The organism is Halodesulfovibrio spirochaetisodalis, from assembly GCF_001672295.1.
Classification (GTDB): domain Bacteria; phylum Desulfobacterota; class Desulfovibrionia; order Desulfovibrionales; family Desulfovibrionaceae; genus Halodesulfovibrio; species Halodesulfovibrio spirochaetisodalis.
Genome location: NZ_JXMS01000012.1, coordinates 15,382 through 36,454, shown reverse-complemented (window position 1 = coordinate 36,454; position 21,073 = coordinate 15,382). Strand labels below are relative to the sequence as shown.

At 47.4% G+C, this 21,073-nt stretch carries 18 protein-coding genes and 2 tRNA genes; 7 read left to right on the top strand and 13 right to left on the bottom strand.

The window, feature by feature from the left end; all coding sequences use genetic code 11:
- The first annotated feature begins 121 nt into the window (after positions 1-121).
- Positions 122-1,192, top strand: coding sequence for a glycosyltransferase family 4 protein (locus SP90_RS08440; protein WP_066854544.1), 1,071 nt, complete (start codon positions 122-124; stop codon positions 1,190-1,192).
- Between the two features lie 529 nt (positions 1,193-1,721).
- Here the strand turns inward: SP90_RS08440 and murA are convergent.
- Positions 1,722-2,978: a UDP-N-acetylglucosamine 1-carboxyvinyltransferase gene (gene murA, locus SP90_RS08430; protein WP_066854540.1), complete on the bottom strand. Its 1,257-nt coding sequence runs from the start codon at positions 2,976-2,978 to the stop codon at positions 1,722-1,724.
- A 170-nt stretch (positions 2,979-3,148) separates the two neighbouring features.
- Here murA and SP90_RS08425 point away from each other — a divergent pair.
- Positions 3,149-3,224 (top strand) — tRNA-His (locus SP90_RS08425).
- A gap of 68 nt (positions 3,225-3,292) precedes the next feature.
- Here the strand turns inward: SP90_RS08425 and SP90_RS08420 are convergent.
- Together SP90_RS08420 and murJ are read right to left on the bottom strand one after the other, a co-directional pair.
- Positions 3,293-6,127 (bottom strand): response regulator, encoded by a 2,835-nt coding sequence (locus SP90_RS08420; RefSeq protein WP_066854538.1) that lies wholly within the window; start codon positions 6,125-6,127, stop codon positions 3,293-3,295.
- Positions 6,128-6,254: 127 nt separating this feature from the next.
- A complete protein-coding gene (gene murJ, locus SP90_RS08415; protein WP_066854536.1) occupies positions 6,255-7,772 on the bottom strand; it encodes a murein biosynthesis integral membrane protein MurJ in 1,518 nt (505 codons plus the stop codon).
- A gap of 129 nt (positions 7,773-7,901) precedes the next feature.
- Here murJ and SP90_RS08410 point away from each other — a divergent pair, with 129 nt between their 5' ends.
- The 4 genes from SP90_RS08410 to SP90_RS08395 all read left to right on the top strand — a co-directional run bounded on the left by SP90_RS08410 (position 7,902) and on the right by SP90_RS08395 (position 11,651).
- The gene (locus SP90_RS08410) at positions 7,902-8,774 is read left to right on the top strand and encodes an ABC transporter permease (RefSeq protein WP_066854534.1); all 873 of its coding nucleotides are present in this window, start codon (positions 7,902-7,904) and stop codon (positions 8,772-8,774) included.
- The gene (locus tag SP90_RS08405) at positions 8,767-9,567 is read left to right on the top strand and encodes an ABC transporter permease (protein ID WP_066854532.1); all 801 of its coding nucleotides are present in this window, start codon (positions 8,767-8,769) and stop codon (positions 9,565-9,567) included. The genes SP90_RS08410 and SP90_RS08405 overlap by 8 nt, the downstream gene beginning before the upstream one ends.
- Before the next feature lie 33 nt (positions 9,568-9,600).
- Positions 9,601-10,542 (top strand): DMT family transporter, encoded by a 942-nt coding sequence (locus SP90_RS08400; protein ID WP_066854530.1) that lies wholly within the window; start codon positions 9,601-9,603, stop codon positions 10,540-10,542.
- Positions 10,543-10,748: 206 nt separating this feature from the next.
- Positions 10,749-11,651 carry a DMT family transporter gene (locus SP90_RS08395; RefSeq protein ID WP_066854528.1) on the top strand — a complete coding sequence of 301 codons (903 nt, stop codon included), beginning with the start codon at positions 10,749-10,751 and terminating at the stop codon, positions 11,649-11,651.
- 433 nt (positions 11,652-12,084) lie between these two features.
- On the opposite strand, the gene SP90_RS08390 is transcribed toward SP90_RS08395, so the two are convergent.
- Genes SP90_RS08390 through SP90_RS08380 form a run of 4 tightly spaced genes read right to left on the bottom strand, consistent with a single transcriptional unit; the run spans position 12,085 to position 15,359 of the window.
- Entirely contained in the window at positions 12,085-13,683 is a 1,599-nt protein-coding gene (locus SP90_RS08390) for a DEAD/DEAH box helicase (RefSeq protein WP_066854526.1), read from the bottom strand.
- A 30-nt stretch (positions 13,684-13,713) separates the two neighbouring features.
- Positions 13,714-14,004, bottom strand: a complete 291-nt coding sequence (locus SP90_RS16495; protein WP_082936366.1) for a GIY-YIG nuclease family protein — start codon at positions 14,002-14,004, stop codon at positions 13,714-13,716.
- A gap of 43 nt (positions 14,005-14,047) precedes the next feature.
- A complete protein-coding gene (locus tag SP90_RS08385; RefSeq protein ID WP_066854524.1) occupies positions 14,048-14,767 on the bottom strand; it encodes a metal-dependent hydrolase in 720 nt (239 codons plus the stop codon).
- 28 nt (positions 14,768-14,795) lie between these two features.
- The gene (locus SP90_RS08380; protein WP_066854522.1) at positions 14,796-15,359 is read right to left on the bottom strand and encodes a UbiX family flavin prenyltransferase; all 564 of its coding nucleotides are present in this window, start codon (positions 15,357-15,359) and stop codon (positions 14,796-14,798) included.
- 470 nt (positions 15,360-15,829) lie between these two features.
- Here SP90_RS08380 and SP90_RS08375 point away from each other — a divergent pair.
- A tRNA-Arg gene (locus tag SP90_RS08375) sits at positions 15,830-15,906 on the top strand.
- Between the two features lie 133 nt (positions 15,907-16,039).
- On the opposite strand, the gene SP90_RS08370 is transcribed toward SP90_RS08375, so the two are convergent.
- From SP90_RS08370 to fliG, 6 genes are all read right to left on the bottom strand, one after another.
- The gene (locus SP90_RS08370; RefSeq protein ID WP_066854520.1) at positions 16,040-16,816 is read right to left on the bottom strand and encodes an autotransporter domain-containing protein; all 777 of its coding nucleotides are present in this window, start codon (positions 16,814-16,816) and stop codon (positions 16,040-16,042) included.
- A gap of 492 nt (positions 16,817-17,308) precedes the next feature.
- A complete protein-coding gene (locus SP90_RS08365) occupies positions 17,309-18,622 on the bottom strand; it encodes a FliI/YscN family ATPase (protein WP_066854518.1) in 1,314 nt (437 codons plus the stop codon).
- Positions 18,619-19,383 carry a FliH/SctL family protein gene (locus SP90_RS08360; RefSeq protein WP_082936362.1) on the bottom strand — a complete coding sequence of 255 codons (765 nt, stop codon included), beginning with the start codon at positions 19,381-19,383 and terminating at the stop codon, positions 18,619-18,621. Before SP90_RS08360 ends, SP90_RS08365 begins: the two co-directional genes overlap by 4 nt.
- The gene (locus SP90_RS08355; protein WP_157471231.1) at positions 19,370-19,648 is read right to left on the bottom strand and encodes a hypothetical protein; all 279 of its coding nucleotides are present in this window, start codon (positions 19,646-19,648) and stop codon (positions 19,370-19,372) included. The genes SP90_RS08360 and SP90_RS08355 overlap by 14 nt, the downstream gene beginning before the upstream one ends.
- Entirely contained in the window at positions 19,641-20,108 is a 468-nt protein-coding gene (locus SP90_RS08350; protein ID WP_066854514.1) for a hypothetical protein, read from the bottom strand. The genes SP90_RS08355 and SP90_RS08350 overlap by 8 nt, the downstream gene beginning before the upstream one ends.
- Entirely contained in the window at positions 20,095-21,045 is a 951-nt protein-coding gene (fliG, locus tag SP90_RS08345; RefSeq protein ID WP_231895549.1) for a flagellar motor switch protein FliG, read from the bottom strand. Before fliG ends, SP90_RS08350 begins: the two co-directional genes overlap by 14 nt.
- Positions 21,046-21,073 lie beyond the last annotated feature (28 nt).

Below are 21,073 nucleotides of genomic sequence, written 5' to 3'. Positions count from 1 at the left end.
GCTGTTTCGGCAGCACCGGCTTTTTGCAGCCACTGCATGTACCGACAAGAAACATAACATTTGCAGTACGAAACTCACGGGGGGAAACGGGGGGGTCGTGCTTAACATTCAGGAAATACCTATGCACATTCTGTTGCTTGATCTGGGGAATGAAATGCGTGGTGGACAATGGCAAGTGTTCTACCTGGCACGAGCATTAGCCCGTTCCCAGAAGTTCACAGTAACGTTGGCAGCACCGGCCAATGCACCATTACTCGACCATGCGGCCAAGGTAGAAGGCATTACCCTGCTGCCGCTTTCCAGTACAAGAGACTGGGATATACGCAACCTGTACAAGCTGCGTCGCGCCATTACAAAATATGGTGCGCAAGTTATTCATACAAACTGCGCCAAAAGCGCGTCCCTTGGCGCAATAGTCAAAAAAATATGCGGCAATGCGTTCAGCCTTGTCCACACCCGAAGAGTTTCCTATCCCCTTAAAAAAGGATGGAGTGGGAAGAAATATTTACTTGCAGACGCTATTGTCGGTGTCAGTCAGGAAATTTCTGATACCGTGCTTGAATCCGCACCGATGCTGGATAAAAGCAAAGTGTCCACAATTCATTCCGGTATTGATGCTGCCCGCTATCAGGCTAAACGAAAGCGTGATGACGATCGCATAATCATCGGTATGATTGGCGCACTCACCGAGCAAAAAGGACATGTTGTTCTTGTGAAGGCACTTGCTGAGCTTGCCAAATACAAAGATACCCCGACATGGGAAGCACGCTTTGTTGGAGACGGCCCGCTCTTTACTGAAATCAAAGAGCTTGCTGAAGAATTAAAAGTAAGCAGCCATCTTGCCCTGCTGGGACGTCAGGATGCGCGAGACCAGTTGCCGTTTTTTGATTTGCTGGCAGTTCCTTCTGTTAACGGGGAAGGTTCCTCCGGCGTCATCAAGGAAGGCTGGGTTGGACAACTTCCAGTCGTCGCCTCTAATCTTCCATCGAACCTTGAGCTTGTTGAAGATCAAAAAAGCGGCCTCGTTTTTCCGAATCACGACTACCGTCGACTGGCAGCGCACCTGCACAAGCTTATGCTCGATGAAAAACTCCGTGAGCGCCTCGTAGAGGGCGGCAACAAGCGGGTTCAAGAATTCACCGACATGAAAATGGCAGAGGCCTACATGGCACTGTATAACCGCCTCTGGTAGCTTCTGCACTTTGTTGTCTGCATAGATATCATTAGACGCAAAAAACCGCCGCCTATTTCATATGAAGCAGGCGGCGGTTTGCATTTCAAAAATGTGGCGCTCAGAGTAAGGCACATTCGTGCAGTGAGCACACTGTACGGATTTGCCTTACTCTGAGTAGAAGGGGGAGCCGGCCAGGTTCCCCCTTTTCCATTCAGTCCCTCATTGCAAAGCTGACAAGAGGAACAGAAACACTAAGGTATATGGCTTATACCCTTACTGTTTCCGGAAATTCATCTCTGCTTCTTTTTCTGCAGCCATCCATACGGATGAACTGCGGCTTGTCCCGTACAGCAGAGTTTCGGGAAACAACGCCGCAAGGCATACCACTCACAGTAGCCTGTGCCAAGGCTTACCAGCAAAGTATGTCCATTTTTTTTATCTAACCGTTACAACAACACAATTAGACATCTCCTGCATTGCGATCATTCCGCAAAAAAAAACTGCGACCAAAGGCCGCAGTTTACAGACATCGATAAACCAGAAGTAGTTATTCTTCATTCATGCGCTGAATACGCGCACCAACCGGAATAAGCTTTTCTTCAATCTTTTCATATCCGCGATCGAGGTGGTAGATACGCTGCACATGAGTCTCCCCTTCTGCGGCAAGACCAGCAAGAACAAGTGAAGCACTTGCGCGCAGGTCAGATGCCATCACAGGAGCACCACGCAGGGAATCTCTGCCTTTGATTCGGGCTGTTCGTCCTGCAGGGCGAATATCTGCTCCCATACGTGCAAGTTCAGGAGCATGCATGAAGCGATTTTCAAAGATAGTTTCTTCCACCATTGATGTTCCGTCCACGTAGCACATAAGCGCCATAAACTGCGCCTGCATGTCTGTCGGGAACCCCGGATACGGCTGTGTAGTAATTTCCACAGGAGAAAGTGGCTCAACGTAGGTTACGCGAGTTCCTTTTTCCTCTTTTGTTACTTTCATGCCCATCTCTTCAAGCTTGGTAATAACAGCATCAAGAGCATAATTCGGACAATCTTCAAGAAGCAGGTCACCTTTTGTAATTGCTGCTGCAATCATAAACGTACCAGCTTCAATGCGGTCAGGCATAATGGAGTATTCGCACCCAACAAGACGCTCTACGCCTTGAATACGAATCACGCTTGAGCCATGACCCTCAATCTTAGCACCACAGGCGATGAGGAAGTTTGCAAGATCTACAATCTCCGGCTCACGAGCTGCGTTTTCAAGGATTGTTTCGCCTTCTGCAAGGCTTGCAGCCATGAGCAGGTTTTCTGTACCGCCCACAGTTACTTTCTCAAATACAATGTGCGCACCCTTTAAACGGCCTTCACATCTCCCCATGATGTAGCCTGAGTCCACGTCAAAAACTGCGCCCATTTTTTCAAGTGCAGAGAGGTGCAGATCAACAGGGCGTGCGCCAATTGCGCAGCCACCGGGATATGCAACTTTAGCTTCACCAAGGCGGGCAAGCAGAGGGCCTAAACACAACACAGATGCGCGCATGGTCTTTACGAGATCGTACGGCGCTTCCGGTTTAGGGTCACACCCGTCTGTTTCAACAACTCCGTCAGCAAACCGACCCGGACATCCTAAGATATCAAGCAGACTGATTGTAGTGCGGATGTCACGAAGGTTAGGCACATTTGTAAAACGTGCAGGCTCAGCAAGTAAGATTGAACCCATCAGAATCGGTAATGCAGCGTTTTTAGCGCCACTGACACGAATTGTTCCTTTTAACGGAACGCCACCTTGAATAACTAGTTTTTCCATATGTCTCCCTTAAACGGGTCTCTAACATCGTAAGTTATACAACGAATATCAGTCCCTCTCATGTATGGTCGTATAAGCCGAGTTATCCTCGGACGCAATAAATTTTCAAAAAAATGAATTTTATGCTTGACCGCAAACGCTGAAATCTATAGTACACATTCCTGCTTGTGGCGGATGTAGCTCAGTTGGTAGAGCACACGGTTGTGGCCCGTGTTGTCGAGAGTTCAATCCTCTTCATTCGCCCCATCCAAGTAAGAATGCCCCGTACTTTGTACGGGGCTTTTTTTGTACCCTTTGTCATGCAAATGCACATGCTATTCCAAAAGACTTTTCATGGAACGGCAAGCCGTTTCAAGCGCTGCTTCAAGCTCTTTAAGAGTTAAGGCGTCCACATTACGGCGCTTTGCTTCCTGCTCCAGCTTTTCACAACGTGCATGTACTTCTTTTGCAGAAACATTCCCGCTTGCACCAGCCAACGTATGCGCCTTTGCGGCAAGCCCTGCCCAATCTTCCACAAGATACAACGCCCTGAGTTCTTCTGCTGCTCCTGCATACCTGTGAACAAACGTTTTTAGTACCTTGAGATATATTCCACGCTTTCCATTCAAACGCTTAACACCCTCTGCAACATCAAGCCCCGGAAGCTCTTCTGGCAATTGCGGTTCATCATCCGTATTCATCGCAGTCACAGGCTGTTCTTCATTCTTGATCATTTCTTGAGAATTACCAGAACGTATTGCTCCTGCACCTTCTTCTAATGAATCAGTTCCCTGAACACTGCCATGCTGTAATAAAGCCCCTTGGCTCTGCATTCTTCCTGAGCCATATCGCCTGAGCGTACGTATCAGCTCATCCAACTCAACAGGTTTGGTCAGATACCCATTCATGCCTGCGTCTGCGGCCTTGTCCCTATCCTCCTGCATTGTGTGAGCTGTCATGGCAATGACAGGCAGGCTGGTCAGTTCAAGCTCCTCACGCAACCGGTTTGTGGTTTCAAATCCATCCATCCCCGGTAACTGGATATCCATCAGAACCATATCGTACGTATACACAGAAAGCAGTTCTAATGCGGAAATACCATCTTTTGCTATTGTTACATCTACACCGAGATATTCCAGTATTTCGCGCATCACTTGTTGATTTATCGGGTTATCTTCTACAACCAGTACAGACAATCCCTCCAGAGCCAGTGACTCCATGCTGCGTTCTAGCTGTCCCAGCTTATCTGGAGATAATGCACGAAGCACGATAAGCTTCACCTGAGAGAGGGTCACAGGGCGTCGCAAAAAAGCTGTCACTTCCAATGGACAGGAGCGGTCTGGCAAAGTTTCATCTCCAAGCCGCGATACTAGAACAACCTTGTGGGCAGGGTGCCTGCACAAATAATTAATCAGTTCCCCTGTCATATCCAAAAGCTCTTTGCTGCCGAGCACCACCAGATCAAAACTGGAATCCACCGAAGCATCTTCCAGTTGCCTCAACACCTGACTTTCTGTTCCCAGCACCACGACAAGCATACCAAGCTCAGTAAACAGATTCCGCCACATGGTTCGAGCTGTAATAGACGGTTCAAGCACAAGGACTCTGCGACCGGAAAAAACGGGTAGCATTGTCTTACGGCAATCGTCCGCCACTACGAACGGCAGCACAGCAAGAAATGTACTACCCTTACCCACAGCACTATCCACAGAGATTGATCCCCCCATCAACGAAACAAGTTCCGCAACAATAGAAAGCCCAAGCCCCGTACCACCATATTGACGCGACGTGGAGCCGTCTGCCTGAACAAAGGTATCGAATAATTTTTGCTGCGCGTCCTCCGCAATGCCTATCCCTTTATCTTTGACTGAAAATGCCAATCGAACAATCTCATCACTGTCCTTTACATGCGGCATCTGAATAGGCTGCCCTGCTGTTCCATCCACAGACACCCGTAGCTCCACTGCCCCCCTGTCTGCAAACTTAAAGGCATTCCCCACAAGGTTAAGCAGTATTTGCTTTAACCTGAACGAATCTCCTCGCATAACCGGCGGCACACTTTCGTCTACCACAACAACCAGATCCATTTCTTTTACAGCAACTTTTTCTGTAAATATTACAGACAATTCGTCCAGAACATCCCGCAAAACAAACGTGGTTTCTTCTATCTCCAGCTTTTGAGCCTCAAGCTTGGAAAGATCGAGCACGCCGTTCACCAGATGCAATAAATTCTGGGAAGCTGCCGCTATGATCTCGGCATACTCCCGCTGTTTTCCGGTCAGTTCTGTTGTCTGCAACATATTTGTCATGCCAAGTATTGCGTTCATGGGGGTTCGCAGTTCATGACTCACACTGGCAATAAATTCACTCTTTGCTGTAGTTGCAGCCTTTGCAGCCTGTGTTGCTTTTTCCAGTTCTTTTGTCCTCTCAAGAACCTGCTTTTCCAGATTACGACTTTCCGAAAGCCTGAACATGTCGTGTGCTTCAATATGATCAAGCATACTGTTGAACGAATCCGTGAGCTCTGCCAATTCGCCCATACCTTTACGCTTAGCGCGGACAGTATACGTCTGTTCTTCACGCACCCTGCGTGCGGTTTTACTCAATTCCCGCAAAGGCCGTAATAATGTTCGGACGATAAAGACGATGACCATGATCACAAGCAAACATGTAGCAGTCACATTGGCCATAAGAAACGGAAGGAATAAGCTCAAAAAATGGTGATGATCTGGTAGGAACGTAACAATGGAGACCAGTGTGCCAGCTTTATTATCTTGGAAATAAATTGGCATTTCTATGCGGTGTTCATACTCCCCAAGATGCGGAAGAAGGCTTGCCTCCTGCCCGTCATAAAAACCGCAGAGCAGCACACCTGAGGCATTATACAGGTACATGCCCAAGGTGCTCTCATACGATAACTCTTCATGAATCAGTCTGTCTGCCCGCTCAAATTCATCAGCGCCAAGGGCTGCCGAGAGATGCGAAGCCAGAACCTGCGCATGTACTGTATGCTTATGGAGAAAGTTTTCTTTGCGTTTTTCAACAGCAAAAGAATAGAACAACGAGTTAAAAATCAGGAGAAAAGCAACGGTAAGCAGAATGCTTACCGCAATGAAATTTTTAATATAGCTATCCGGGAACAGCCGCAGTTTCAGAAGCCGCCTCTGCATCGCAACACCACCTGAAGATATAACTTTCGTACCGCACCGATAGTATTAGAAAGGTATCATCTAGGAATAACTCAGCAAAAACTTCTTTTCAATCTATTAATAAATCACATCACTATGTTTCACTCTTTTAATGTGACAGGGAGAACAGAAGACGTGCATCAGGGCTTTTGGCTATATACATGACGAGAATATACAACACGGCAACGACAGGGATACTCAGTAATCCAGCTATGCCGTACGGCAAAACCCACAGGCAGGCCATCCCCACAAAAAAACTCATAACCAGATAGCAAGCAACCCACCGACTGAGCCGTATTGCCTTTAAGCCCTGTCTTCGCAGCAGAGCATACAGCAATCCACTATTAATCCAGCCACCAAGTGATACTGCTGCCGCAAGGCCTGCACCACCCCACACCTGCATGAACAACGCACCAGCTGCAACTGTGCTCAGAAGATTTGCTCCTCCGGCCAGCAACGGCACACGGCTTTCCTGTTTGGCGTAATAGGCACTTAACAACGGGCGGGTAACAGCAAAGGCTGGCAAACCGACAGTAAATGCTTGAAGCATACCTGCGGCCGCAGCTGCATCAGCCGATGAAAACGCACCGCGTTCGAAAAACAGCTGCACAATAGGATGCGCCAACACAAACAACCCCGCAGCAGCAGGTAACGATAGGAAAAGCGTAAACTGAAGAGCTGAAGAAAGTACTTCGCCAAATTTTTGTGTATTCTTAGAAATCGCAAGAGAAGATAGCGCCGGAAGCACAGCGATGCCAATCGCAACACCGATAAGCCCCAAAGGAAATTGAACCAGCCTGTCGGCAAAATAGAGCTTTGCAATCGTGCCCTTTGACTGAAACGAAGCAAGAATTGTCACCAGTACAACACTTATCTGAAAAACTGCTCCACTCAAGACTGTAGGAAGTAAAATTTTTCCTAATGCGTATGCTTGAGAATCACGGAGCTGCCAGCCCCCACGCCATAACGCTGCATCACGCAAACACAGCACCTGCAACAACACCTGGAGACCCCCGCCAAGCACTAAAAAGATGCATAGCGTTTGCGCCACAGGCAATGAAAACAGCCATGCGACTCCTGCACCTGCTACCAACGTGCAATTGAGAACAAGTGGGGCAAGCGCAGGGCCTAAAAAATGATTACGGCTATGCAGAACGCCGGACAAAAATGCCACAAGCCCGATGCATACAAGATACGGCAGAGTCAATTGCAGCAACGAGTCAGCTTGTGCAAAAAAGTCAGACGAAAAAGACAGTCCCGGCACGAGTATTGTTGTAAGAATGCTGCTCCCCATTTCGGCAAGCACAAACAGTACAGAGAAAACCCCTGTTGTCCACAACAGGCAAGTGCGGATAAAGGAAGCTGCCCGTGCCTCGCCTTCTACCTTTTGTAAACGGGTTATGGAGGCAGTTACAGCGGAAGATAACGAACCTTCCGCAAACAGCTTTCGAAACAGGTTAGGAATACGAAAAGCAACAATGAGTGCATCTGCCATCGGCCCTGCACCCAGTAGAGAAGCGATAAGAACGTCACGCAGCAAGCCCATAAGGCGGGAACAAAAGCTGCCCGCAGAAACCACTGCGGCAGATGACCATATTGTCTGTACTGACCCTGTTTTTACGTTCATATCGTTCCTCATGATTTTCCCAAAAAGCCGGACATCATATAGTAATTGCTGACTGTACACTGAAGCTGTACCTTGTCAGCTACATTGTATTACCCCAACGAGTCATACTTTTGACCGACAAACAACGCCATGCATAACCACTCTATTTTTCAGCATTTACGCTATTTATCGCCATTACTCATTCCTTTTTTCTTCTTTTTTGCTGGAGGAATATTACTGGCAGTCCTCCAATCAATAGGAATTGGTCTTCCTTTTCCGTATGAGGGCGGTGTACTGGACAGCTATAAAGAACTGCTTACGCCGTATATGCTGCGTTCATTTCTTCTGTCCATTAAAGTAGGGGCATTTGCCGCGCTTTTTTCCGTTGCCTTAGGTACAATTCTGGCAATTGGGCTGTGGAGAATGCCCGCCTTGCTCCAACAGGCAGGGGTAATCTATAAAATCCCGCTTATCTTGCCCCACCTTGCTGTCGGCTTTATTGTTTTCTTCTTCTGGGCAAAATCAGGCCTTATATCATCAGCCATGTTCCATGCAGGAATCACAGGCTCCCCACAAGACTTTCCTTCCATCCTTTTTGGAAGTGACGGATGGGGAATGATTATCGCCTACACATACAAGCAAATTCCGTTTGCACTGCTTATGAGCTACGCTTCCTTGAAACGTCTGGATATGTGTCTTCTAGAGACAGCATATATGCTTGGGGCTACCCGATGGAAAGCCTTCTGTGCCGTTACCTATCCACATATACGCAGTGTTGTGCATTCCACCTTCTGCATTCTTTTCCTTTTTGGGTTCGGCGCATTTGAAATTCCATTTCTACTGGGTGGTTCAAGCCCTGCCATGCTCAGCATCGAGGCATACAACCTATATTTCAGAAAAGAGCTGTATCATCGCCCACAAGCTATGGCGATTCTCATCGGGATCTTTGTTTTTTCCGTTACCTTCCTTACACTCTACCTTCGCGCAGTAACTCCGAAACGACCGGAGGAAATGCATGACTAATATCCGGCTGCGCCATCACGCACTCTTTCTCTTTTTCGTACTCTTTTTTGCGGGACCTACCGCTATACTTGTCATTTCCCTTTTTGCACCGGGCTGGACATGGCCGAACATTCTCCCGCGGCAACTATCCACAAAAGCGTTGATGTCCGTTCTGCAGCACAGCAACTCCATTTTGCTTCATCTCGGAGTCTCTGTCCTATACTCGCTCACAACCACATTTTGCACGCTCATACTCTGTCTTCTTCCGGCCTACTATTTTGCCCGTGCACGCTTTACAGGACAGAACATTATACAAGGTATACTGCTGACTCCGGCACTAATTCCCGCAATGACATTTTCCATGGGCATCCATCACGTATTTATTAGACTATCTCTTGCAGATACTTTTTTCGGCGTCGTGCTCATACTGACCATTTTTAGTTACCCGTTCATGTTGCGTGCACTTATCTCCGGTTTTGAAGCATACAGTGACCAATACGAACTATGTGCAAAGAACCTTGGTGCATCACTATGGATGCGCTTGCGATATGTGACATTCCCGCTGCTGCTTCCAAGTATTATTGCTGGCGGCTCCGTTGTCTTTCTGGTTGCATTTTCTGACTACTACTTAGTCTTCCTTATCGGCGGCGGGGTGGTGCCATCATTCACCGGCTACCTCTTTCCGTTCATCACAGGTGCAGACAGAGCCATGGCAAGCGCACTGACTCTGATTTTCCTTGTTGTCCCTATTGTGCTGTTTGTTCTTGTGGAACTTTCTGTACGCCGCTTCTACAAACGCACCGGACTGTATTAATCCCTTCCACTCTGTTGCCCGTCATTTCCTGTTATGAACATACGAACATCGTCTATACTCCCTCAACTTTCGCTTTGTGCTGCCATGACGCTATGGGCAAGCTCATTTGTTGCCATGAAATTTGCCATTGTAGCTTTCTCTCCCATGCTTGTGGTTTTCTGCAGAATGGCAATTGCGTCACTTGTTCTGCTTACGCAGCGACACAGAATCCAGATAACCAAAATACCGCGCACTCACTGGAAGACCTTTGCATTTCTCGTATTGTGCGAGCCATGCCTGCTGTTTGTTTTTGAAGCACATGCGCTTAAATATACATCTGCATCTCAGGCTGGCATGGTCTGCTCCATTGTTCCAATCTTTGTGGCAGCAGGCTCCTACCTACTCTATAAAGAAAAGCAGCCCAGAATTGTCTGGACTGGATTCATCACCGCCATCTGCGGCGTGGCATTGCTTTCATTTAAAAGCATTGCCACAGAAACTGCACCCAACCCACTTTTAGGGAACTTTTTTGAGATGCTGGCCATGCTCTCTGCCACTGGCTATATTTTGACCGCAAAACGCCTCTGTAGCTCTTATTCCGCCTTCACACTCACGGCATTACAAGCATGGATAGGAACGTTGTTCTTTTTCCCGCTTCTCCTGCTCTCCGGCGAAACAATACCTGCCAACATTCAGCCGGATGCTGTTATTGCCATTATCTATCTTGGAACCGCAGTCAGCTTCGGAGCATATCTGCTCTACAATTACGGACTTCGGCATACTCCGGCTGCTCAGACATCTGCGTATGGCAACCTTATTCCGGTTATTGCTCTTGGGCTTGGCCATGTTGTGCTTTCCGAATCACTTACTCTCCTTCAATACGCAGCATGCATTCTTGTGCTGGCAGGAGTATGGATGAGCCAGCAAAAAACCGCTGAGCATTCCTCAACTCCCGAACCAGAAGCAGTGCCTGAACCGGTAACGGAGAATCAGTAACAATCGATACTCTCCGATTTACAATATTGAAGAAAGTAGCTACTCACATAACACGTACTTCCGACATAGTAGTACTTTTCAATACAACTCAGCCTTGTATTGTACCTGCGTAATGCTACGTGAATGTACGTTTTTGCTGCTCCGCTGCTTCGTCCTTTTGCTGAAGCAGCTTTTTTCTTTGAGACTTTTTTCAGGACGTAACAACAATGGGTACTAAACATCACCTACTTCCGACCTTATCCCTGCTGGGTGCTATGATCCTCTGGGCAAGCTCCTTTATTGCCATGAAAATAGCCGTATCCGGCTTCTCTCCGATTGCAGTAGTCTTCGGTCGAATGATTATCGCATCACTCCTCTTTCTTGTTCTCTGGAAAAATTTTCGAGGTCTTTCTGTCCGACGACAGGACTGGAAGCAGCTTATCTTTATGGCACTGTGTGAGCCCTGCCTGTACTTCGTTTTCGAAGCATACGCTCTCAAATACACATCTGCGACACAAGCAGGCATGATTGTGGCTACGTTGCCTGTATTTGTAGCAATTGCAGCATTCTTTGTTCTTAAAGAAAAGCTCGCGTTGCGCGTATGGACAGGCTTTTTTGTGGCGGCATTTGGTGTAGCCATGCTCTCATGGGGAGCAACAGCAACTGAAAACGCTCCCGACCCCCTTCTTGGTAACACTCTTGAAACCCTCGCCATGGTTTCTGCCACAGGTTATATGATTACGGCTAAGAATTTATCCAACCGTTACTCACCGCTGTTCATCACTGCACTGCAAGCATGGGTTGGGGCAATTTTCTTCTTACCGTTACTGGCATTTACTCCGGGTGCTTTTCCAACTGAATTTCCAACTGATGCGAGTATAGCGATTCTCTACCTTGCCAGCGTTGTTACAATGGGGGCATACGGCATGTATAATTACGGGCTAAGCAAGGTACCTGCGGGACAGGCGTCCGGCTTCACCAACCTTATTCCGGTATTTACTATGCTCATGGGATTTGCGTTCCTTGGAGACCGCCTTTCCATAACCCAGTTTATTGCTTCCGGCTTAGTTCTCGGAGGAGTAATCCTTACACAGATTGCTCCAGCCAAGAAGGCAAAGGTAACGGCATAACTCAATCCGATTCAATACTTAGAACATCGCGGATTACCGACAAAGTTATTTTCTTTTTTTGTCTCCGACGGGCAGGGGAAATAATTCCCCCTGCCCCCCTGTTAGACGATAAAAATAGTATTTTGCCCTCCAATTACGGCTTAACAAAGGCTGTTTAAAGCTAAGCAATAGCATTGTCATTACTCAAGAGCCGCCGACCTGAGGCAATCAACTGCCTCCATAACTACAGCGAATTATACCGTCATTCCCCTGTTCTGAAAAAATTCACGTGCTGTTTTTAGTGCAACATCACGCTGCCCCTCCCAATCTCACTCTAGAAAAGCCCGCTCGGGAATTTTTACAGAACAGGGGAATGACGGTGTGACCTTTTGTTTCCAACAAAAAAAGGCTGCCCGAATGGGCAGCCTTTCATTTTTATTCAAAGCAGAGTGTCTTATCGACGGGAAGCAGGTTCAACAAACAACTTGTTGCCGCGAATCTGGTTACCGTTCATTACGTTAAGAACTTCCTGTGCGTAATCTTCTGGAACTTCAACAAAGCTGAAGCGGTCATAAATATCGATTGCACCGATCATTTTACCAGGAAGACCGGATTCACCTGCGATAGCACCTACGATGTCACGAGCACCGATACGGCTCTTGCGACCTACGTTGATGAACAGACGAACCATGCCAGCCTGCGCTCCGGTATCACCGAAAGACTTCTTCTGTTCCGGCATTGCGTCACCGAGTTCACGATGCATGAGGATTTTCAGCAGCGCAGCTGCCATCTCTGCAGTTGTAAGGTCGCCATCAAATTCATTCTGGATGAAGTCATCAACGATGGTGAGGTAACGGTCAAGCTCATGCTTGTGGATGTTATCACGGATTTCATCAAGCAATTTACTAGACTTAGCGTTTTCAACGTCAGCGATGGTCGGAACCTGATGCTGTACGATACGAGCTTTAGTAAAGCGTTTGATATCGCGAAGCTTCCAGAATTCTTTACCGGAAACAAATGTAAATGCACGCCCCATACGACCTGCACGACCAGTACGGCCGATACGGTGAACGTAGTATTCAACGTCGTTCGGGATATCGTAGTTTACAACTGCTTCAACATCGTCAACGTCAATACCGCGTGCTGCTACGTCAGTTGCAACGAGTACTTCGATATTACCTTTACGGAAGCGGTTCATTACACGGTCACGCTGAGTCTGGTTCAGGTTACCATGCAGACCGTCAGCCTGATATCCGCGCCCCTGAAGGTTTGCAGTAAGCTCATCTACACCACGCTTAGTGGAGCAGAAAACGATAGTGAGCTTAGGGTTGTATACATCGAGTACACGGCAGAGTGCGTCCATTTTCTGGAACGGACGAACTTCGTAGTAGATCTGCTCAATGTTAGGAACGGTCAGTACTTTCTGAGTAACTTTCAAAAACTCAGGAGTCTTGAGGAAGCGCTTTGCAAGCTGCAGAATTTCGTCACGCATGGTAGCGGAGAAGAATACAGTCTGGCTTTCTTCAGGAACCTGCTCAAGGATGAACTCGATATCATCACGGAAGCCCATATCGAGCATTTCATCCGCTTCATCAAGAACAGCCATGTTGATGTCCTGAAGAGAAATGGTACCGCGCTTCATGTGGTCCATGATACGACCAGGGGTACCAACAATAACCTGCACGCCACGGCGAAGTGCCTTGATCTGGCGTTCAATAGGCTGGCCACCGTAAATAGGCAGTACAAACAAACCACGCTTACGTTTTGCAAGCTGGCTCATTTCTGTTGCTACCTGAATGGCAAGTTCACGGGTCGGGCACAAAATGATTGCCTGAGGAGATTTATGACGCACGTCGATTTTTTCCAATACTGGAATACCGAACGCTGCTGTTTTACCCGTACCTGTCTGAGCCTGACCAATTACATCCTTACCTTCAAGAAGGTGTGGGATGGCCATGGCCTGAATTGGAGATGCTTCTTCAAATCCCATGTCTTCAATAGACTTAAGTAACTCCGGAGAGAGCGGGAGTTCAGAAAAAATACACCGTTCCATAATTAAATTCCTTATGCACTAACTGGCATCTTATGACTGCGCTGCAGAAGAAGTGAGTTCTCTTACGCACCTGTTCAGAGTCTCTACCTTCTTACCGGAGGGCTGTCTTTTAATGTTACATTCTATCTTTGACGCGATGCTCCTGTTTGGAACAAAGGCGCTGGCGATCAGGGACACGGGACGTCTGGAGCGGGTATATTTCGCCCCCTTTCCCGAGTTGTGCTCACCAAGGCGTCTGTCCATATCGGTGGTTATGCCGCAATAGAGCGAACCGTCTGCACACTGTACAAGATAGACTACCCAAGGTTTTTCTTTCGACATCGTTTCGTCTTGCACGATACCAGTCCATGCAATCTGACATCTGCTAGCATTTGCAGGCATCAGCTGTTGTTTTCTCAAGCTTCAACGTATCGCCCGGCTTCAGGTCATACAACCGACATTCCGGAGCGTAGTTTTGTAACTGGTATGCAAAATCTTTTGTATTCTGTTCAAGGACGGGGAAGGTGCCCCAGTGCATAGGAAGTACGCTTTTGCACTTAAGCAAGCTGCATGCAAGTGCGGCCTGCTTTGCGTCCATAGTGAACACGCCACCTATCGGCAGCAGGGCGAGATCGATGTCATACAAACGCCCCCATAATTCCATTTCGGAAAAAATTCCTGTGTCGCCGGCATGGTACACTGTGTATCCATCATTCAGCCGGAAGATATATCCGACCGGTGAACCGGATTCTGTAGAGTGGTATGCCTGTGTCATTGTAACACTCACACCATCCACCACAATGGTTCCACCAATGTTAAACCCGATACCGTTAAGAACTTGTTCTTGCGGTACGCCAGCTTTTACTAACTTTTCAGCCGTGCCGACAATGGCACCAAGCTTTGCTCCCGTGGCCTTGCAAATTTCTACAGCTGAACCAGTATGATCGCTATGGTCATGTGTAATAAATACAGCATCCGGCTTTGAGGAGTTCTGCCACGTTGTTGCAGCAGAAGGATTTCCCTCAAAAAAAGGATCAATCAATATAGTTGCTTTCGGGGTTTTCAGCTGAAAATTTGCATGCCCGTTCCATTGTAATTCCTGCATGTACAGTCCTCCGGTCAAAGCGTTACGGCTACATGCCGTCCCAGCGTTTAACTAAAGAATGCTCAATTGCTAAGTGATCAAGCATTCTGCCTACCAGATGATTACAAATATCTTCTATAGTCTCAGGCTTGGAGTAAAAGCCCGGAGTAGGCGGCATAATAAGCGCACCAGCCTCATCAGCGGCGAGCATATTCTGCAAGTGTATACGATTGAGCGGTGTCTCACGGGGAACAAGAATCAATGTTCTACGTTCTTTTAATGTTACGTCAGCAGCTCTATGAATAAGGTTAGAACCCATACCGTTTGCAATGGCGCCAAGAGAAGCCATGGAACACGGACAGATAATCATGCCGTCATGAAGCCATGATCCACTTGCCGGTGCTGCTCCGAATTCATGCTGTGTATAAACAGAGTGTGCATAGGAGGTGAGGTGATCGAGATCCAGCCCAGACTCAAGCCCAAGGACTGTCTTGGCTGCATCAGATACAATAAGATGTACCTCAGCCTGATAAGAGGCGGCGAGTTCTTTGAGCAGCGTAACAGCAAGCGGCATACCGCTGGCGCCTGTCACTGCCACAACAATCTTTTTCATGACTCTCACTTGCTATCGGAACATAGCTATTCCGGTATAACATTAAAAAACGCAGACAAGACAAAGCACCGTACACGAATGCCGGTTTATGATTTTGTCTTGCAAGCGGCTTTAACAAACTAATTATACGAGTGCCAGTTAAATAATCTTCAGTGAAACTTTTTTTGCTTTTTTACACAAAAATGTTATTTTCTGTTTCGTATTTTGTAATTTGTTGCGCTACGTTCAAGTTATTTGTACCTCGAACTTCTCAAAATAACAATAATGTAATTTTGCCCATTTTCATTATGCATTTCGAGACATATCGAGACACGATGAAACGCCCTGAAATTCACCGTTAGGTGAGCATACACTCTTGAGAATCCCGAGCCACCGTGCCTTTTCAGTTTACACCATTTTCTACTGACAGGGCATGACAACACGTTATATAACTTGACATCACAGACTCTCAAGTCTACTTAATCGCGCACGGGCTATTAGCTCAGCTGGATAGAGCGCTGCCCTCCGGAGGCAGAGGCCACAGGTTCGACTCCTGTATAGCCCGCCATGCTATTAACAGCATCAAAAAGGAACCACTTGTATTACAAGTGGTTCCTTTTTTTATAACTATCTATTATGAGACAACGGCTGTGCCTAGAGCGTAGACATAATCCAGCGTTCTACGTACCGGATAGTCTGCCTTAAAAAGACACCGTACATGCCAGTCCGACCATCCATGTTGTGTTATGCGGCTCAATGAACCACATGCGGCGGTTATTGACAGTTGTTTCTGTTTTCTCTGAAGTTTCAGCTTCATACCATTCAAAGTACGGAGCAATTCCCAAAGAATATGTTCCTAAATTCTTTTCCAGCTTTGTGGAAACTCTGGCTCCGATTGCATTAGAAAACTTTTGATTATTCTTAATGTCAGAGTAAGCGCTGCTCACGTCACTCAGATCTGAACGAACCTCACCAAAAAGAAGAAGTGAGCCTTCTACTTTGAATGTCAATTTCCAGTCAGGCGTGAGATCGTACTGAGCATTCAAACCTACCGGCAAGTAAAACTGGCTGATCCTGCGAAGATATCCGCCAGTGGCAACAATATCGTTCTGCCAGTAACGGTATTTAATCCCAGTGTAAGGCGTCAGACGCCAGGAAGCTACTGCAAACTCTTTTCCTGCTGCTGCTGTTCCTTGGAACAAAATATCGTTTGTATCGCATCGCAGACTGTCACCGTTTGAATACCCGCCATCATAACGCAACTGCCCTTTCAATATTTCTGCCTCAAGACCAAGGAAGTACTTCTCCGGTGTGACATGTGCCACATCCAGATTAACTCCAACAAGGTAGCCAGTTTCATCCATCACCTGCTCGTGATACGAATAATACACGGCCTTTGGAGATACTGTATAGGTTGTGCCCGCAAGTGCCGACACAGGAAATGCCAAAAGAATCATCAACAGCATAAGTTTTTTCATGCCTGCTCCCGTTTCAAGTACTAACTCAGTTCAACTGGATGTAGAAAAAATGATCGTGAATAATGCAAAGGACTAGGATACACATCGAAGAGATGAATCAGGAATGCCCCCCTCTGCTTATGCATACCTTCAATACAGTAACGTATCGGCACAACAGCTTTATATATTTACCCTCTACAATGTGTCATCTATAGAAAACAATGTTTACTCAAATTTATTGTGATAACAGAGCTGTAGAACAGTGTTGCCACACGTAACATTGCAAATGCACACTAAATCGAACATAAAAAATGTCTACAAATCAATAGATAACATCAGATATGCTCTCTACACCTTTACACAATAAAAAATGCCGTGTCTTAAAAAGACACGGCATTTTTTATTGTGTACTGCATTAAACAAAGCAAGCTTTAGACAAGGCGTACTGTCATATCGCCGATACAGTGCGCTGGAGTACGGGCGTCCCTTCCCGTTGTCGTCAACTGCTCCGGTTTATTGTTGTACCAGAGTATGCAACTGGGAATAAGAGTCCTCAATATTACAAGGTTCCTCTACTCGCTGCTGCAAAAATTCATTTACTAGCGGCACCATTGAAATAGCCTTATCCACCACAGGGTTTGACCCGTGAGAGTACGCACCAATGTTTACCATATCTTCCACTTTCTGGTAGGCGGCCAGCAGCTTGGTTACAGACTGTCCTTCGTCAATAACCTCACGCGAGCAAATATCGCCACGCAAACGGGATACAGACTTCAACACATCAATTGCAGGATAATGTCCGTTATCCGCAAGATCACGTGTCAGCACAATATGACCGTCAAGAATTGAACGCACAGCATCAGCAATCGGCTCATTAAAGTCATCGCCGTCTACAAGTACTGTATAGATTCCGGTGATGCTGCCTTTGTCACTGTTGCCTGCCCGTTCCAATAACTTTGGAAGCTGGGTGAATACCGTAGGAGTGTATCCCTTTGTGGTTGGTGGTTCACCTGTTGCAAGTCCAACTTCTCGGGCTGCCATTGCAAAACGGGTTACTGAGTCCATCATGAGCAGAACGTTTTTGCCCTGATCACGATAAAACTCCGCCACTGCTGTTGCAGCATAAGCTGCACGCATACGCACCAACGGTGACTGGTCAGACGTTGCCACAAGCAATACTGAGCGCTTCATCCCTTCCGGCCCGAGATCCTTTTCAATAAATTCAAGAACCTCACGGCCACGTTCCCCGATAAGCGCAATCACGTTGATGTCTGCCTCAGTGTATCGAGCCATCATACCCATCAGGGTAGATTTACCAACACCGGAACCAGCCATAATACCGACACGCTGCCCTTTACCCAAGGTAATCAAGCTATTGATAGAACGAACGCCAACGTCCAGCGGCTCTACAATTCGAGCACGGGAAAGCGGGTTAGGCGGAGTTGCATACAGCGGCTTATACCCTTCAGCAGTGTGCATCGGGGTTTCAGTGCCAAGCTCGTTACCGAATGCATCAAATGCCTTGCCGAGCATGTCATTTCCCACAGGAAATGTCGGCGGCAAACTTGAGTTACGAATAAGTGAGCCCGGTTTAATGCCACGCATGTCACCATACGGCATGAACAGAATATTACCGTCACGAAATCCAACGACTTCTGCAGGAATCTGTTCAGCACCATCTTCAGGAATAAGCTGGCAAACAGCCCCAAGTGGAGCTTTAATTCCACACCCTTCAACGATCAGACCAACAACCTTGTTCACCTTGCCAAATGACTGGCTCGGCTCAAGGTTGTTCAGCATCTCAAGGGCACCATGCGGATCGATCATATTTGATCCTCTGGAATCATAAGCTGGTCTAAAATTTCATCTACAGCTACGCGACGGCTGGTGATAGTATTGTCGACCATACCATCCTGACTCTCAACAAGGATGCCGCCTGCAGCAACCGCTGCAGAAGCTTTGACCTTCCAGGCTTCAAGACCGGTGTAGTGCTGCTGTGCGTTCTGGATAATACCTGTGACCATCTCTTCATCATCAGGATGTACGGTAATAACAAGCTGCCTGCGCTCATCCAAAATCTGAACAGCCTCTGAAAACAGCTTTTCCAAAGATGCCTGACGGTTTTCTGACATCTCCACAGCGCACATACGCTCGACGGCAGAGCGGACGATGGCAACCAAGTCACCGCGCCAGCTGTCAAAAATATTTGAGCATTGCCCTTGAATGGCACCCAGCACACTTGAAACTGAGTCTGCATGCTGCTGTTGCAACGCGGTCAGTTCATCCTGAGCACGCTGGCAACCTTGCTCATACCCTTCCTGACGCGCTTTTTCTTTAAGCCACTCCGCTTCCTCACGTGCTTTGGCAAGAATTCCAGAAGCACGCTCTGCAGCGCGCTCACGAACACGCTCCATGTACATGGCTTCTGTGGCATCATCCCACTGGCCTGATCGGGAGCCTTCCATCCCTTCAAGGGTATGTTCATTGGCAGAACCGGGGCCGGTAAAAATGGTACCCCACGCAGCTACACCTTTAGGTGTAGCCGGCTCAGCTAACATTTCTGCGGAAATAACGTTAGAGGTAGGCATCGCTGCCTCCTACGCCTCCCTTCACGTCAAGATGAGACATAGCTTTGGGTGTGCTGACCACACCGGAAAGACTTGCAGAAATAATATCTTCCATGTTTCCTTTTATCGCTTTGAAAACACGGTCAGAAACATTGCTGAAAAACGCGTCGTTATGTGCCAGCATATCATCAATTGATGCTTCATTCAGCAATTCACGACTGCCGCGGCTGTCAAATTTCTGTTCTACTGCGTAGGACAATACGGATTCAGAAGTACTGTTAGACATAGGCATTGTATCCTCCGTGCCCTGCGGCAAATCGTCCGTTCATTTTGATACGTTCCATGAGTTCCTGCTGACTGCCAGCGATATCTGAAAGCTTTGTCGCAACAATATTCTCCAGATCATCAACAGTCTTGAAAGCACGATCAGACATAGTGCTAAAGAAGGCAGCCTGATGCTGTTCAACAACCGGTTCTGCAACCTGTGCCGGTTCAGCAGTACAAATATCTTCTTCAAGCAGCTCGCAGACTCCACGGTCATCAAGCTTAGGAACAGCAATATCGTTGTCCTCTTCATGGAAAGAAAATTCAGCTTCGCTGGAAACCGCATCAAAAGCTGCGCTGTAAGCATGTGCCATGTCTTTTCCTGCAGCGTCATTGAGCAGTTCGCTGATACCACGGTCATCGAATTTCGGCATTGCCGGAGCAGATACAATTGAATCAGAACTTGTGTTAAATGAATACATCGTTGCCTCCACGTCCGATGGCTATACGTCCTTCCATTTCCAGACGACGAACAATTTTTACGATCGCCTGCTGTGCACCCTCTACATCTGAAAGCTTTGTAGGTCCCATGATCTCCAAATCTTCCCTGATCATTTTGGATGCACGTTCGGACATGTTGCTGAAGAATACGTCCTGCATGTCTTCGGATGCACCTTTGAGTGCCAGAGTCATATCGTCGTTGGATACTTCTTTCAGCACTTCGCGGATTGCACGGCCATCCAGTGTTGCCACGTCTTCGAATACGAACATGAGGTTTCGAATGTCTTCTGCCATCTGTACAGATTCTTCTTCGATCTCTGCGAGTACTTCTTCTTCGGTAGCGCGATCCACTGCGTTGAGAATTTCTGCAACAGCAGCGATGCCGCCCACTTTCTTGCCTTCCTTGCCGCCCATTGCGATAAGCTGGCTCTGCAATACTTTGTCTACTGCCATAAGCATATCTTCCGGTACTGCTTCGAGACGGGCGAGACGCATAAGCACTTCCGGTCTGATACCGGCAGGGAGCATCTGGATAAGCTCTGCTGCCTGATCTGAATGCAGGTGACCGAGAATAAGTGCCAGTGTCTGCGGATGTTCGTTACGCAGGATCTGGGCAAGGATTCGAGGACTTACGTTTTCAAGTTCACGGAACGGTGCAGGACCGTTATCCAGCTCAAGAGTATCCATGATGTACTTGGCTGTTTCACTATCAAGGTTCTTCAGGAGCATACGACGGGTAGCATCTTCGCCACCGGTAATCATATCTTTGCCTGAGATCATTGAGTGATGGAACTCACGTAAGATATCTTCAACATCTTCTTTTGGAACTGTGTCCAGCTCCATCATGGCTTTTGAAATATGAGCGATGTCTGCACGGTCGAGACGCTTGAACGTCTCGGCGGTGAACTTATCTCCCATCGCCAGAAGTAATACGGCGGTCTTATCC

Excerpts from the sequence above, each read along its gene's own strand:
- SP90_RS08405 (WP_066854532.1), top strand. The coding sequence starts at position 8,767 with ATGACTAATATCCGGCTGCGCCATCACGCACTCTTTCTCTTTTTCGTA.
- murJ (WP_066854536.1), bottom strand. The coding sequence starts at position 7,772 with ATGAACGTAAAAACAGGGTCAGTACAGACAATATGGTCATCTGCCGCA.
- SP90_RS08420 (WP_066854538.1), bottom strand. The coding sequence starts at position 6,127 with ATGCAGAGGCGGCTTCTGAAACTGCGGCTGTTCCCGGATAGCTATATT.
- SP90_RS08370 (WP_066854520.1), bottom strand. The coding sequence starts at position 16,816 with ATGAAAAAACTTATGCTGTTGATGATTCTTTTGGCATTTCCTGTGTCG.
- SP90_RS08395 (WP_066854528.1), top strand. The coding sequence starts at position 10,749 with ATGGGTACTAAACATCACCTACTTCCGACCTTATCCCTGCTGGGTGCT.
- SP90_RS08400 (WP_066854530.1), top strand. The coding sequence starts at position 9,601 with ATGAACATACGAACATCGTCTATACTCCCTCAACTTTCGCTTTGTGCT.
- SP90_RS08355 (WP_157471231.1), bottom strand. The coding sequence starts at position 19,648 with ATGTCTAACAGTACTTCTGAATCCGTATTGTCCTACGCAGTAGAACAG.
- SP90_RS08350 (WP_066854514.1), bottom strand. The coding sequence starts at position 20,108 with ATGTATTCATTTAACACAAGTTCTGATTCAATTGTATCTGCTCCGGCA.
- murA (WP_066854540.1), bottom strand. The coding sequence starts at position 2,978 with ATGGAAAAACTAGTTATTCAAGGTGGCGTTCCGTTAAAAGGAACAATT.
- SP90_RS08410 (WP_066854534.1), top strand. The coding sequence starts at position 7,902 with ATGCATAACCACTCTATTTTTCAGCATTTACGCTATTTATCGCCATTA.
- SP90_RS08365 (WP_066854518.1), bottom strand. The coding sequence starts at position 18,622 with ATGATCGATCCGCATGGTGCCCTTGAGATGCTGAACAACCTTGAGCCG.
- SP90_RS08385 (WP_066854524.1), bottom strand. The coding sequence starts at position 14,767 with ATGCAGGAATTACAATGGAACGGGCATGCAAATTTTCAGCTGAAAACC.
- fliG (WP_231895549.1), bottom strand. The coding sequence starts at position 21,045 with ATGGGAGATAAGTTCACCGCCGAGACGTTCAAGCGTCTCGACCGTGCA.
- SP90_RS08380 (WP_066854522.1), bottom strand. The coding sequence starts at position 15,359 with ATGAAAAAGATTGTTGTGGCAGTGACAGGCGCCAGCGGTATGCCGCTT.
- SP90_RS08390 (WP_066854526.1), bottom strand. The coding sequence starts at position 13,683 with ATGGAACGGTGTATTTTTTCTGAACTCCCGCTCTCTCCGGAGTTACTT.
- SP90_RS08360 (WP_082936362.1), bottom strand. The coding sequence starts at position 19,383 with ATGCCTACCTCTAACGTTATTTCCGCAGAAATGTTAGCTGAGCCGGCT.
- SP90_RS08440 (WP_066854544.1), top strand. The coding sequence starts at position 122 with ATGCACATTCTGTTGCTTGATCTGGGGAATGAAATGCGTGGTGGACAA.
- SP90_RS16495 (WP_082936366.1), bottom strand. The coding sequence starts at position 14,004 with ATGTCGAAAGAAAAACCTTGGGTAGTCTATCTTGTACAGTGTGCAGAC.